This is a genomic window from Microbacterium barkeri (assembly GCF_027921765.1).
GTDB classification, from domain to species: domain Bacteria; phylum Actinomycetota; class Actinomycetes; order Actinomycetales; family Microbacteriaceae; genus Microbacterium; species Microbacterium barkeri.
This window is the reverse complement of record NZ_BSEJ01000015.1, coordinates 71,451-84,836: the sequence shown is the minus strand read 5'-3', so window position 1 is coordinate 84,836 and position 13,386 is coordinate 71,451. Positions and strand designations below refer to the sequence as shown.

Genomic DNA, 13,386 nt, shown 5'->3' with positions numbered 1-13,386 from the left:
TGCACCACGGCGTGCCCTACATCGCCGCCCCCAACTGGATCGACCGACACCACCGCCACCGACCAGCACCCACCTCCCGCACCAGACTCCACACCAAACTCACCCAACACCTCAGATGCTGACAACCGCTCTGTGAAGGTCGTCCCCAGATCTGCTCCCCGTAGCATCGCCGCATGACCCTGCCTGCCGGCCTGTCGATGCTGTGGGAGCAGACCTCTCCCGACGCTGCGCTTCTCGAACGGTTCGGGTTCACCGGTCTTCCCGACGCCTCGGAGTGGCTCTCGGTCACGTTGCGCGAGGTGTGGGGCATCGATCTGCACGGCGTCGGCCGTCTCGTGATCAGCGATCGCAACGCGATCGTCTGGGTGCGCAGCGGCAGCGGCCCGTTGGTCGTCAAATGGTCCTGCGCGACGGAGCAGTTCGATCGGCTGGCTGCCTCCGCCGAGATCCTCAGCTCGCTTGCGGCGCGCGGGGTCCCCGTGGCGGAACCGATCCTGACGACGGAACGTCGTGCCCGCGCGGTGCAGGACGGCCCGCGCGGTCCGCTCTCCATGGCCGTCCTCCCCGAGGTGTCGGGCGTCTGGCTCGACACGGCTGATCTGGACGCCGTTCACGCTGCGGGGCAGTGCCTTGCTCGACTCCACGACGCCCTGGGCCGCGAAAGCGGTGACAGCGCCCTTCAGATGGACGTCGGCGACCCGCGAGCACGGATCCGAACCTGGCTCGCGCGCCACGATCGACGTGAGGTTCCGGAGGCCTCCTCGCGGCTCGAAGCGCTCCTCGTTGACCTGCCCGACCTCGAGGACACGCCCCAGCTCGTGCACAACGACTTCCGGGCCGCGAACATCCTGACCCGCGGCTCCACCGTCGCCGCCGTGCTGGACTTCGACGAGGTCGCGACCTCACATCGGGTGAACGACCTCGCACGCGCGTCGGTGTACCTGCGCACCCGGTTCACCGACTGGCGGCCGACCTCCGTGGCAACCCGCGAGAGCCTGCGGCGCGGGTACGAGTCCGTGAGAGCCCTCGGAGAAGCGGAGCGCGCGTGGCTCGAAGCTCTCATCCTCTGGCACGGGCTCATGGCCATCCCGTTCGGCAGCGATCCATCCGAGTGGGCGGCCTCGCTCCGCTGAACCCCGGCACTAGCGTGATCCCATGAGCGATTTCGGAGTGTTCTTCGGGCGGGCCGACCAGCTCCTCGACACGTCCTTCGCGGGCGAGCCCGACATCCGCGCGATCGACCCCGCCGCCGCGAGCGTGTCCGCGTTCGACCTCGGGCTGCTCCGCGGCGACGGGGTCTTCGAGGCCACGACGATCGTCGACGACGTGCCGCTCGCCTGGCACCTCCACGTGCGGCGCCTCCTCCAGTCAGCGGCCGCGCTCGACCTGCCGACCCCGAACGTCCGCGCGCTCGACCTGTTCGTGCGCGCGGCCATCCGGCGGATGAGCCCGATCGCCCGCGCCCACGTCAAGCTCGTGATCACGCGCGGGGTCGATGCGACCCTGTCGGCGGTCGATGTGCCGACGTCCCCGACCGTCTTCGCGATCATCGACCCCGGGTTCGCTCCCAAGAAGCCCGAGATCGAGGTGGCCACGCTCGAGCGCGAGCTCCTGCGCGATTCCGCTCAGCGCGCACCGTGGCTGCTTCTCGGCGCCAAGACCCTCTCGTATGCGACGAACATGGCGGCGCGGCGCGAGTACGAGCGACGGGGAGCCCAGAACGGCGTCTACGTGACCCGCGACGGCTTCGTTCTGGAGGGGCCGCAGTCGTCGATCGTCCTGCGCGAGGGCGCCCGAGTCGTGACGCCGCATCCGCGGATCGGCATCCTCCACGGCACGACGCAGGTCGAGCTCTTCGCCTGGGCGTCGCTGAACGGCCTCGAGGTCGCCTACGAGGACGTCGAGGTCGAGCGGCTGCACGCGGCCGACCAGGTGTGGATGATGGGCGCATCGTTCGTGCAGTCCGTCACCGCGATCGACGGGCGCGCCATCGCGCACGATCGCGCCGCGACCGACGCGATCAACGCGTTCATGCAGACCGAGCGCGCAGCGATCGACGCCTGGACGCGCGCGCACGTCCCGGGCTGAGAAGCGCGCGCCCGCGCGCCCGGTCGATCAGCTCTCGTCAGGCCCGAAGCGCGTCGCGTCGGCGCCGAGGGCGGACAGCGTCTCGAACAGGGCCGCGTCGTCTCGCCGCGTGTCGTCGTTGCCGGTCCGGCTCGCGAACGACTCGAGGCAAGCGATGAGTCCGTCGGCACCCGCGACGACCCACGTGCTCGCCCCGCCCGATGACTGGTCTCGCTGTCGGAGGTGCGCCTCGGCCCGCTCGTGCGAGTAGAGCACGCAGGTGTCGAACCAGATCGGCTCCGACAGCTCCTGCTCGACGAAGCGCGAGAGCTGCTGCGCCTGACGCCGCACCTGCACGACGGGCGCCCGCTCGCCGAGATGGCGGTTCACGGTGATCGACTGCGGCGACTCGGGATCGCGGCGCAGCTGCACGGCGAAGTGCTCGCCGAGGTCGTTCTCGTCGACGAGCTTGCCGAACGCCTCGTGCACGGCGGATGGCCGCACGCCGTCGAAGAGCACGCCCTGCCAGCGCTTGTTCTCGATGACGAGCCGCGCGCCGTCGAGCAGGAGCACGTGGTCGATCTGCGTGACGAAGGTCCGCGTCTCGAGCGCGTCGGAGGGCATGAACACGACGTTCGTGTGGAGGCTCCCGCGAAGACCGAGCTGCTCGCACGCGGCGAGGATGAGCCGACGCGATGCGGCCTCCCACTTCAGCCCCGTCGCGAGCGTCTCGCGCGTGCGGCGTGCCACCTCCATCGACGCCGCCGTCTCGGCGCGCAGTCGCATGGTCTCGCGCTCGTGATCGTCGGATACCGCGGCGAGCCGGCTCTCGTGCTCGGCCGCCAGCGTCGCGACCTGGTCCTCATGCGCGCGGGTCAGCTCCGCGGCGCGCGTCGCACTCGCGACCTCGATCTCCGCCAGACGACGACGTGCGCGCTCCCTGCCGCGGCGGTTCGCGATGACGAGCACCACGATCGCGATGAGGAGCACACCGCACCCCGCGCCTGCCACCCACAGCCACTGCGTCTCATCCACGACTCCAGCCCATCACATCTCGGCGGCATCCTCGTCGCGGCGTCCCGCTGAGGTGCGACTCAGGTCTCGGGGAGCGAGCGGAACGCCTCCGCGAGGGCGTCGCGGGCGATCCGGAGCCCGGGCAGACGCTGTGCCGACACGCGCGTCGAGGTGAAGATCTCGCGGTGCGGCGAGCCGGGCAGGTCCACGAGCCGCGGCTCTGCCTCGTCGGCCGCGACGGCGAGCCCCGGGATGAGCCCGACGGCATGCCCGGCGGCGATGAGACGGAGGTGCGCGGAGAGGTCCGTCGCCTCATACCGGATGTCGGGCTCGAACCCCGCAGCCCGGCACTGCTGCACCGCCCACGCGCGGGCGGCTGTCCCCTCGGGCTCCATCACCCAGGCCGCCTCGCGCGCGTCGGAGAGCGACGCGATGCCGCTCGCGGGTCCCGCGGCGAAGCGGATCGGGTCGCGGCCGAGCAGCTCGCGGTCGAGACCGGCGCGATGCGGCCGAGTATGGCCCGGGTACTGCTCGGCCATCGCGAGATCGAAGCCCCCGGCCTCAGTCTCGAAGAGGCCGTGCTCGGGAGGGGTGACGATCACCTCGACGCGCAGCGCGGGGAGGGCGTCGCGAAGGGCGTCGAGCATGCGGGGGATGAGCGTGCGCGCGCTCGTCTGGAGCGCCGCGATCCGCAGCGGCGCCGCGTCGGGCGCCAGGGCCGCGAGCTCGCCGCGCAGCGCCTCCTCGGCAGCGAGCAGCTGCGCGGCGTGGCGGGCGACCGCCTCGCCCGCTGCCGTCAGGCGCAGGCCTCGCCCCTCGGGCTCGAGGAGGGGGAGGCCGACCTCCCTCTCGAGCTGCTGCAGCTGATGCGACACGGTCGATGCGCTGTAGCTGCGCGCGGCCGCGACGGCCGAGAGGGTGCCGCGCATGCGGAGCTCGTGCAGGAGCAGGAGACCGCGGCTGTTCCAGGGAGTCGCCATCGTTCGAGAATATCGAAAGGTCATGCGCGAAAACGTGCGCTTTTGCCGGATGGTCGACGGCCGCACAATGAGAGCGATCCTCTCGAGAAAGACCTCGCCATGACCATCGCACCCCCGTCATCCGCTCACGAGGCGGCACACGTCCCCGGCATCGACCCGCAGCTCGCGGAGGAGGCGATCGCGCTCGTCCGCACCTGGCTGCGCGAGGCGCGCGACGAGAAGGTCGACGCAGCCGCGAAGAACCTCGCCGGCGTCCTCCGCGACCCCAACGGCCTGGCCTTCACCGTCGGCTTCGTCGACGGCGTCGTGCGCCCCGAGGACACGCGCGTCGCCGCGCGCTGTCTCGCCGGTCTCGTGCCGCTCATCCCGCGCTTCCTGCCGGCACCGCTGCGCGGGCTCATCCGTCTCGGCGGCGCGCTCGCGCCCGTCCTCCCGCGCGTCGTCGTGCCTGCGAGCCGCGCCGTCCTGCGCCGGATGGTCCGGCACCTCATCGTCGATGCGCGCGACGAGAAGCTCGGATCGACGCTCGCGCGCCTGCGCGGCGAGGGCATCCGCCTCAACGTGAACCTCCTCGGCGAGGCCATCCTCGGCCAGCGCGAGGCCGACAAGCGCCTCGCCGGAACCCGACGCCTCATCGAGCGCGACGACGTCGACTACGTCTCGATCAAGGTGTCCTCGACCGTCGCGCCGCACAGCCCGTGGGCGTTCGACGAGGCCGTCGACCACGCCGTCGCCGCGCTTGCGCCGCTCTACACGGCCGCTCGCGCGAACGGCACGTTCATCAACCTCGACATGGAGGAGTTCAAGGACCTCGACCTCACGCTCGCGGTGTTCATGCGCCTTCTCGAGCGCCCGGAGTTCCACGACGTCGAGGCCGGCATCGTCCTCCAGGCATACCTCCCCGACGCGCTCGGCGCGATGATGCGCCTTCAGGAATGGGCGAGTGAGCGCGCCGCGGGAGGCGGCGCCCCGATCAAGGTCCGCGTGGTGAAGGGCGCGAACCTCCCCATGGAGCAGGTCGACGCGGAGACCCACGGCTGGCCGCTCGCGACCTGGCCGAGCAAGCAGCACAGCGACGCGTCGTACAAGGCCGTGCTCGACTACGCGCTGCACCCCGAGCGCGTGCGATCGGTGCGCATCGGCGTCGCGGGCCACAACCTCTTCGACATCGCGCTCGCGTGGCTGCTCGCGAAGCGCCGCGGCATCGCCGGCGGCCCGGGCCTCGAGTTCGAGATGCTCCTCGGGATGGCCAAGGCTCAGGCCGCGGTCGTGCGCCGCGAGGTCGGGTCGCTCCTCCTCTACACGCCGGTCGTGCACCCCGACGAGTTCGACGTCGCGATCGCGTACCTCATCCGCCGCCTCGAGGAGGGCGCGAGCCCGGAGAACTTCATGTCGGCCGTGTTCGACCTCGACGCCGATCCCGCCCTGTTCGCGCGCGAGCGCGACCGCTTCCTCGCGTCGATCGACCTCATGCCGAGCGACGTGCCCCCGTCCAACCGGGTGCAGGATCGCCGTGAGCCGCAGCCCGAGGGTCCGCGCGACGGCTTCCGCAACGCGCCCGACAGCGACCCGAGCATCGCCGGCAACCGGGCCTGGGCCGCGGAGATCCGCGCCCGCATGGCGGCGTCGACCCTGGGCGAGGAGACGCTCGCCGCGCACACGCTCCGCACGCTCGAGGAGGTCGACGCCGTCGTCGACGGCGCGGTCGCGGCGGGCGAGGGATGGCGTGCGCTCGCCCCCGCGGAGCGCGCGGCGATCCTGCATCGCGCGGGCGACATCCTCGAGGCCCGGCGCGCCGAGCTGCTCGAGGTCATGGGGTCCGAGTGCGGCAAGGTCATCGAGCAGGGTGACCCCGAGGTCTCCGAGGCGATCGACTTCGCGCACTACTACGCCGAGAGCGCCCTGCGACTCGCCGAGGTCGACGGGGCCGCGTTCGAGCCCGTCCGCCTCACCGTCGTGACGCCGCCCTGGAACTTCCCCGTGGCCATCCCCGCAGGCTCGACCCTCGCCGCGCTCGCCGCAGGGTCGCCGGTGATCCTCAAGCCGGCGTCGCAGGCGCGACGCTGCGGCGCCGTGCTCGCCGAGGCGCTGTGGGAGGCGGGCGTTCCGCGTGACGTGCTGCGTCTCGCGCGGGTCGAGGAGAACGAGCTGGGGCGCCGTCTCGTGTCGCACGAGCGCGTCGAGCGCGTCATCCTCACCGGCGCGTACGAGACCGCCGAGCTCTTCCGGTCGTTCCGGCGCGACCTCCCGCTCCTCGCCGAGACGAGCGGGAAGAACGCGATCATCGTCACCCCGTCGGCGGACCTCGACCTCGCCGCGAAGGACGTCGCGTACTCGGCGTTCGGCCACGCCGGCCAGAAGTGCTCGGCGGCGTCGCTCGTCATCCTCGTGGGATCGGTCGCCCGCAGCGAGCGGTTCCGCCGCCAGCTCGTCGACGCCGTCGAGGGCTACGAGGTGGGCATGCCGTGGCAGGCCGCCGCCCGGATCGGCCCTCTCATCGGCCCCGCTGAGGGCAAGCTCCGCCGCGTCCTCACCGAGCTCGAGCCCGGTCAGACGTGGGTCCGCGAGCCGAAGCAGCTCGACGACTCCGGCGCGCTGTGGACGCCCGGCATCCGCGACGGCGTGCAGCCCGGCAGCGAGTTCCACCTCACGGAGTACTTCGGCCCCGTGCTGGGCATCATGACGGCCGAGACCCTCGACGAGGCGATCGACCTCGTGCGCGCCGTCGACTACGGCCTCACGTCGGGGCTGCACGCCCTCGACGAGGACGAGATCGCCCGGTGGCTCTCGCGCATCGACGTCGGCAACGCCTACGTGAACCGCGGCACGACCGGCGCGATCGTCGAGCGCCAGCCGTTCGGCGGCTGGAAGAAGTCGGCGGTCGGCGCCGGGACGAAGGCCGGCGGCCCCAGCTACCTCTTCGGGCTCGGCACCTGGACGGATGCACCCGTCGCGACGGCGAGCAGGGTGGATGGCTCGGCACGGCGCGCGGTCGAGGCGCTCGGCACCGCGGATGGCGCGGAGTGGCTCGAGAAGGCGCTCGCGACCGACGTCGTCGCGTTCGCGGAGGAGTTCGGCGTCGCGCGGGATGTGCAGGGCCTCCGGCTCGAGCAGAACGTGCTCCGGTACGCGCCGGTTCCCGTGACGATCCGCTTCGACGGACGCCCGTCGGCGGAGCTCGTGCGCGTGGCGGCCGCGGGGCTGCGTGTCGGCGCAGAGCTCGTCGTGAGCACGCCGACTGCTCTTCCCGAGCGGGTCGCGACGTGGCTGACGGACGCAGGCGTCGAGGTGGCGTTCGAGGATGCGGAGGCGTGGGCGGCCCGCGCGGCGCGCCTCGCCCAGACGGGCGGGCGCATCCGCCTCCTCGGCGGTGCGCTCGCCGACGTCGTGGCGGCGACGGACGGCGCCCCCAACGTCGCGGTGTACGACGGTCCCGTGACGTCGGCCGGCCGCGTGGAGATGCTGCCGTTCCTCCACGAGCAGGCGGTGTCCATCACCGCGCACCGCTTCGCCAACGAGCGCCGGTACGTCGTTCCGGGTCTCGCCGACGCCTGATCAGAGGGCGGGCCGCTCCCTCCCGGGGCGGTCCGCCTCTGTCACGGGCGGTCCGCCTCTGTCACCCCGTCCGTCCGCGTCTCGCCCGATCTGCATGCCGCCCGCCCTGCACCTCGGCCGCTCTGGATGTCGCCCGATCTGCATGTCTCACTCCCGGCGGGATAGGGAGGCCGAATCCCGCGCCGAGCGAGACATGCGCGGTCGGCTTCCCGCGCCGAGCGAGACATGCTTGGCCGGCTTCGGGCGGTCGGGTCAGTCGAGGCCGAGCAGCGACAGCGGGTGCGTGAGCCGCCACCAGAAGGAGGGCGGGGGCACGTCGTCGGTGAGGGTGAGCGCGACGCTCGTGTCGTCCATCCCGCCCTGCACGGCCAGCGTGCCGACCTCGTCGCCGGCTTCGGCTCCGAGCTCGACCTCGTACGACGGATCGGTGGATGGCGCGACGCCCTGCCACGAGATCACCTGGGCCTCGTCGGCGGTCACGATCGTGCTCTGCGCGCCCCACTCGGTCCTGACGTGCGCGACGGGCACCTCGGCGGCGACCGCGGTCGTGAGCTGCATGCCCTCCTCGAGCTGCGCGAGGAGCTCGCGGCTCACGATCGCGCGGCTGTCGTCGTCGGGCTGGCCGACGACCGCGGCGTAGAGCGTCACGCTCGTCTGGCCGATCGTGACCTCCTTCGCGGACAGGAGGTTCCAGTACTGCGTGCCCGTCGACCACAGCGAGCCGGTCTTCAGGCCGACCACGCCCTCGTCCCCGATGAGCGGGTTCGAGTTCTCGACGAGCCCCGCTCCCGGGAGCACGACCGAGTCCTCGGCCATGATGCTCGCGAGGACCGGATCCTCGAGCGCGATCTCGGCGAGGCGGATGAGCGAGCGCGCGTCAGCGGTGTTCGCCGGGTCGATGCCGCTCGGGTCGGCCACCGTGATGCCCGTGAGCTCGTGCTGCGCGAGCCAGGCCTGCGCGTCGGCGAGCCAGGCCTCCTGCGTGCCCCACAGCTCGAGGACGAGCCGGTCGACGTAGTTGTTCGCCGAGCCGAGCATGACGCCCTGCAGCATCTCGCGCAGCGTGAGCGTGCCGCCCACGGGGACATCGAGCGACGACTCATCGGCCGTGAGATAGGCCCAGTACTCGTCGCTGTCGGCCTGCGTGAAGGCGTAGGACGGCCCATCCTGACCCAGCTCGAGGCCCTCGCGCTCGATGATCATGAGCGCGGTGATGATCTTCGTGATGCTCGCCATCGGCAGCGCCTCGTCGCTCGAGGCGATCGGGCCGCCGGGGCCGCCCTCCGCCGCGAGGGCGGCGATGCCGTCCTCCGGCCACGTGACGGGGAACTCCTCGCCGATCGGCGTCTCGACGGTGAGATCCGAGATGGTGGGGGCGACGTTCGTGAGCGGCCACACCGCGCAGGACGCGACGTAGCCGAGGGTGAGCACACCGAGAGTGACGGTCGGCCCGAGCCAGAACCGGCGGCGCGTGCGCGGCGGAAGGAGCGACGGCTCGACGGGCACGAGGCGGCTCGTGGGGAGCGCGCCGGCCGTGCGCGATGCGGCGACGGCGTCGGGGTCGACCCAGCCGAGCGCCGTGAGCGCCGCAGCGGCGTCCTGCGACGGCGCGGTCTCCGCCGCAGGGATGTCGTCGATTGCCACCCGCATACGGTACCCGCTGCTCCTGCGAAGACGGGAAGCGGCTCGTGGGATGCGAGTAGAATCAGCCCACATCACACGGGAGTCCGCCGAGCCGGACTGAGAGGACGCGAGCCGCGCGTCGACCGTCGAACCTGATCCGGGTCATGCCGGCGAAGGAAGGAGAACGAATGTCCACGTCCGTTTCCGCAGGACAGACCGCGACCGGCCGCCGCTTCACGTGGCGGGTCGTCGACATCGTCGTCGCGAGCGTGATCGGCGTCGCGTGCGCGGTCGTGTTCCTCGTCTGGAACATCGCCTACGAGCTGCCGAGCACGCTGCTCAGCCCGCTCCTGCCCGGGCTCGGCGGCCTCGTCGCCGGCCCGTGGCTCATCGCGGGCGTGATCGGCGGACTCGTCGTCCGCAAGCCGGGCGCCGCGCTCTACACCGAGCTGCTCGCCGCCGTGATCTCGGCGCTCGTCGGCAACCAGTGGGGTCCGCTCACGATCGTCTCGGGCCTCGTGCAGGGCCTCGGCGCCGAGATCGTCCTCGCGATCTTCCTGTACCGCGCCTTCGGTCCCGTCGTCGCGGCGCTCGCGGGCGCTGCGGCGGGCCTCGCCTGCGGCATCAACGACATCGTCAACTGGTACGCGGGGGCCGACGCGGCCTTCACGGCCATCTACATCGCGTCGACGACGCTGTCGGGCGCCGTCATCGCAGGCCTCGGCGGCTGGGCGATCGTGCGCGCACTCGCGGCGACCGGAGCGCTCAGCCGCTTCGCCGCGGGGCGCGACGTCGCGCGACGCGTCTGACGTGACGGCCGCGGAGACCCGCCCCTGCGGCATCCTCGCCGAGGGGTGGGGATGGCGGTACGGCACGCGCCTGGCATGGGCGGCCCAGGACGTCACGCTGTCGATCCGGCCGGGGGAGCGCGTGCTGCTCCTCGGAGCGAGCGGATCGGGCAAGTCGACCGTGCTGCAGGCGCTCGCCGGCGTGCTCGGCGGGGAGGACGAGGGAGAGCAGGCGGGCCGTCTCCTCGTCGACGGCGCGCCGCCGGAGGCCGCACGCGGACGGACCGGGCTCGTGCAGCAGGATCCCGACGCACAGGCCGTGCTCGCGCGCGTCGGGGACGACGTCGCGTTCGGGTGCGAGAACCTCGGCGTCCCGCACGACGAGATCTGGTCGCGCGTGCAGGAGGCGCTCGCGATCGTCGGCCTCGACGTGCCGCTCGACCGCTCGACGTCCGCGCTGTCGGGCGGGCAGAAGCAGCGCCTCGCCCTCGCCGGTGCGCTCGCCATGCGCCCCGGGCTCCTGCTGCTCGACGAGCCGACCGCGAACCTCGATCCCGAAGGGGTCGTCGAGGTGCGCGACGCGGTGTCGCGCGTCGTCGCGCACACGGGTGCCACGCTCGTCGTCGTCGAGCACCGGGTCGACGTGTGGCTTCCCGTCGTCGATCGCGTGATCGTCCTCGGCGGCGGTCAGCAGGGCGTCGTCGCCGACGGGACGCCCGAGGTCGTCCTCGCCCGACGTGGCGCCGAGCTCGCGTCGGGCGGCGTGTGGGTGCCGGGCATCCCGCCGCGTCGCCCCGGCCCGCCGCGCCACGCGCCGGGCGCTCCTCTCCTCGCTGCGGAAGCGCTGCAGGTGGGGCGCCTGCGCGACACGGCCGTGGCCGGCCCCGTCGACCTGGAGGTGCGCCCCGGCGAGGTGCTCGGCATCACCGGCCGCAACGGCGCGGGGAAGTCGACCCTCGCGCGTACGCTCGCAGGGCTCCTGCCGCCGGTCGACGGCCGAGTGGCGGCGGCACCCGAACTCGCGGCAGGGGCGGGCCCCGCGCCCATCCGATGGCGCTCGCGCGAGATCCTCACCCGGATCGGCACCGTGCTGCAGTCGCCCGATCACCAGCTCCTCGCGAACACGGTGCGCGCCGAGCTCGAGGTGGGCATGCGCGCACTCCGACTGCCCGACGCGGAGATCTCGGCGCGCGGGGAGGAGCTCCTCGCCGCGCTGCGCCTCGCCCACCTCGCGGACGCCAACCCCCATACCCTCTCGGGCGGCGAGAAGCGCCGCCTCACGGTCGCGGCCATGCTCGCGACCCGGCCGCGCGTCTGCGTCCTCGACGAGCCGACGTTCGGCCAGGACGCGACGACGTGGGCCGAGCTCGTCGACATCATCGCGCGGCTGCGCGACGGAGCAGACGCCGCTCCGTCGGCGGTCGTCGCCGTGACGCACGACGCCGACGTCCTCGCGGCCCTCGACGCGCGCGTCCACCGCCTCGACGGAGCGGGGGTGCTCGGATGATCCCGGCGCCGCCCATCCCTCGGGGCCCGCTCGCGCACGTGAACCCGGTCGCGAAGCTCGGCGCCGCGCTCCTCATCGCGTTCCCGCTCATCCTCACGATCGACGTCGTCTCGGCGGCGGTCGCGCTCCTCCTCGAGATCCCGCTGCTCCTCGCCGCCGGCGTCGACGCGCGCACGTTCTGGCGCCGCACCGCGCCCGTCTGGATCGCGGCGCCGCTCGCCGCCGTGACGATCGCGCTGTACGGCGAGCCCAGCGGCACCGTCCACTTCGAGTGGCTGCTCGTGCGCGTGAGCGACGGATCGCTCGCCCTCGCCGCCGCGACGTGCCTGCGGATCCTCGCGCTCGCGCTGCCCGGCGTCGTCCTCTTCGCGACCGTCGATCCGACGGATCTCGCGGATGGTCTCGCGCAGCGCGTGCGGCTCCCGGCGCGGTTCGTGCTCGGCGCGCTCGGCGGCATGCGCCTGGTCGGGCTCCTCTTCGACGACTGGCGCGAGCTCGAGCTGGCCCGTCGTGCGCGCGGCGTCGCCGATACCGGGCGCGTGCGCCGCGTCCTCGGGATGGCCTTCGCCCTCGTCGTCCTCGCCCTGCGTCGCGGGGCGACCCTCGCGACCTCGATGGAGGCGCGCGGCTTCGGGAGCGACCGCGCCCGGACGTGGGCGCGCCGCTCGCCCTGGGGCGCGCGCGAGTGGATGCTCCTCGCGATCGGCCTCGGCATCTCGCTCACCGCGGTTGCCGTCGCGGTCGCGACGGGCGCGTGGAACTTCATCCTCGGCCCGAGCTGAGCCCGGTGTCCTCGGGGGCGGGCATAATCGGACGCGGCTCGACAACCCACGACGCGGAGGCGGACATGGAGCACAGGACACTCGGACGAACCGGACGCGACGTCTCCGTCGTCGGACTCGGCACGTGGCAGCTCGGGGCCGACTGGGGCGACGTGTCGGAGGCCGACGCCCTCGGCGTGCTCGCGGCGGCGACGGAGGGCGGCGTGACGTTCTTCGACACCGCCGACGTCTACGGCGACGGCCGCAGCGAGCAGATCATCGGCCGCTTCCTCGACGAGCGCGGTCTGCGCGACGACATCACGGTCGCGACGAAGATGGGCCGTCGCGTCGATCAGGTGCCCGAGAACTACACGCTCGAGAACTTCCGGGCGTGGACCGACCGGTCGCGCGCCAACCTCGGCGTCGACACCCTCGATCTCGTCCAGCTGCACTGCCCGCCGTCGTCGGTGTACGCGGACGACGCGGTCTTCGACGCGCTGGACGTGCTCGTAGACGAGGGGGCGATCGCCCACTACGGCGTGAGCGTCGAGACCGTCGCGGAGGCGCTCACGGCGATCGCACGGCCGAACGTCGCGACCGTGCAGATCATCGTGAACGCCTTCCGCCTCAAGCCGCTCGACGAGGTGCTCCCCGCGGCGCAGGAGGCCGGGGTCGGGATCATCGCCCGGGTGCCGCTCGCCTCGGGTCTCCTGTCCGGGCGGTACGACGAGACGACCTCGTTCGCGGCGAACGACCACCGCACGTACAACCGCTCGGGCGAGGCCTTCGATGTGGGCGAGACCTTCTCCGGCGTCGACTACGCGACCGGCGTCCAGGCCGCGCGCGAGTTCAGCGCGCTCGTCGCCGAGCAGGCACCCGAGGGCGTGTCGCCCGCGCAGGCGGCGATCGCGTGGCTCTGGCAGCAGCCCGGCGTGAGCAGCGTCATCCCCGGCGCCCGCTCGATCGCCCAGGCGCGGAGCAACGCGGCCGCGGGCTCTGTCTCCCCGCTCGGCGAGGCGTTCGAGGCCGGCGTGCGCCGGATCTACGACGCCCACCTGCGCGAGGCCATCCACCCGCGCTGGTGAGGCGGC

10 protein-coding genes and 1 riboswitch are annotated in these 13,386 nt (G+C 72.8%); of the genes, 7 read left to right on the top strand and 3 right to left on the bottom strand.

Features of this window, described 5'->3' with window-relative positions:
- Nucleotides 1–173 precede the first annotated feature (173 nt).
- Together PKE79_RS14160 and PKE79_RS14155 are read left to right on the top strand one after the other, a co-directional pair.
- Nucleotides 174–1,133 (top strand): phosphotransferase enzyme family protein, encoded by a 960-nt coding sequence (locus PKE79_RS14160; protein WP_271174354.1) that lies wholly within the window; start codon nucleotides 174–176, stop codon nucleotides 1,131–1,133.
- A 22-nt stretch (nucleotides 1,134–1,155) separates the two neighbouring features.
- Nucleotides 1,156–2,088: an aminotransferase class IV gene (locus tag PKE79_RS14155; RefSeq protein WP_271174353.1), complete on the top strand. Its 933-nt coding sequence runs from the start codon at nucleotides 1,156–1,158 to the stop codon at nucleotides 2,086–2,088.
- Nucleotides 2,089–2,115: 27 nt separating this feature from the next.
- Here the strand turns inward: PKE79_RS14155 and PKE79_RS14150 are convergent, their stop codons facing one another.
- Together PKE79_RS14150 and PKE79_RS14145 are read right to left on the bottom strand one after the other, a co-directional pair.
- Nucleotides 2,116–3,102 carry a nuclease-related domain-containing protein gene (locus tag PKE79_RS14150; protein ID WP_271174352.1) on the bottom strand — a complete coding sequence of 329 codons (987 nt, stop codon included), beginning with the start codon at nucleotides 3,100–3,102 and terminating at the stop codon, nucleotides 2,116–2,118.
- Nucleotides 3,103–3,161: 59 nt separating this feature from the next.
- Nucleotides 3,162–4,061, bottom strand: a complete 900-nt coding sequence (locus tag PKE79_RS14145; RefSeq protein WP_271174351.1) for a LysR family transcriptional regulator — start codon at nucleotides 4,059–4,061, stop codon at nucleotides 3,162–3,164.
- A gap of 99 nt (nucleotides 4,062–4,160) precedes the next feature.
- Here PKE79_RS14145 and PKE79_RS14140 point away from each other — a divergent pair, with 99 nt between their 5' ends.
- On the top strand, nucleotides 4,161–7,616 hold the full coding sequence (locus tag PKE79_RS14140; protein ID WP_271174350.1) for a bifunctional proline dehydrogenase/L-glutamate gamma-semialdehyde dehydrogenase: 3,456 nt from the start codon (nucleotides 4,161–4,163) through the stop codon (nucleotides 7,614–7,616).
- A gap of 252 nt (nucleotides 7,617–7,868) precedes the next feature.
- Here the strand turns inward: PKE79_RS14140 and PKE79_RS14135 are convergent, their stop codons facing one another.
- The gene (locus tag PKE79_RS14135; RefSeq protein WP_271174349.1) at nucleotides 7,869–9,260 is read right to left on the bottom strand and encodes a D-alanyl-D-alanine carboxypeptidase family protein; all 1,392 of its coding nucleotides are present in this window, start codon (nucleotides 9,258–9,260) and stop codon (nucleotides 7,869–7,871) included.
- Between the two features lie 65 nt (nucleotides 9,261–9,325).
- Nucleotides 9,326–9,436: riboswitch (TPP riboswitch) on the top strand.
- On the opposite strand from PKE79_RS14135, the gene PKE79_RS14130 reads away from it, so the two are divergent.
- The 4 genes from PKE79_RS14130 to PKE79_RS14115 all read left to right on the top strand — a co-directional run bounded on the left by PKE79_RS14130 (nucleotide 9,428) and on the right by PKE79_RS14115 (nucleotide 13,380).
- Nucleotides 9,428–10,048, top strand: coding sequence for an ECF transporter S component (locus PKE79_RS14130; protein WP_271174348.1), 621 nt, complete (start codon nucleotides 9,428–9,430; stop codon nucleotides 10,046–10,048). (Overlaps the previous riboswitch by 9 nt.)
- Before the next feature lies 1 nt (nucleotide 10,049).
- On the top strand, nucleotides 10,050–11,534 hold the full coding sequence (locus PKE79_RS14125) for an ABC transporter ATP-binding protein (RefSeq protein ID WP_271174347.1): 1,485 nt from the start codon (nucleotides 10,050–10,052) through the stop codon (nucleotides 11,532–11,534).
- On the top strand, nucleotides 11,531–12,316 hold the full coding sequence (locus PKE79_RS14120; RefSeq protein ID WP_271174346.1) for an energy-coupling factor transporter transmembrane component T family protein: 786 nt from the start codon (nucleotides 11,531–11,533) through the stop codon (nucleotides 12,314–12,316). The genes PKE79_RS14125 and PKE79_RS14120 overlap by 4 nt, the downstream gene beginning before the upstream one ends.
- A gap of 65 nt (nucleotides 12,317–12,381) precedes the next feature.
- A complete protein-coding gene (locus tag PKE79_RS14115) occupies nucleotides 12,382–13,380 on the top strand; it encodes an aldo/keto reductase (RefSeq protein ID WP_271174345.1) in 999 nt (332 codons plus the stop codon).
- Nucleotides 13,381–13,386 lie beyond the last annotated feature (6 nt).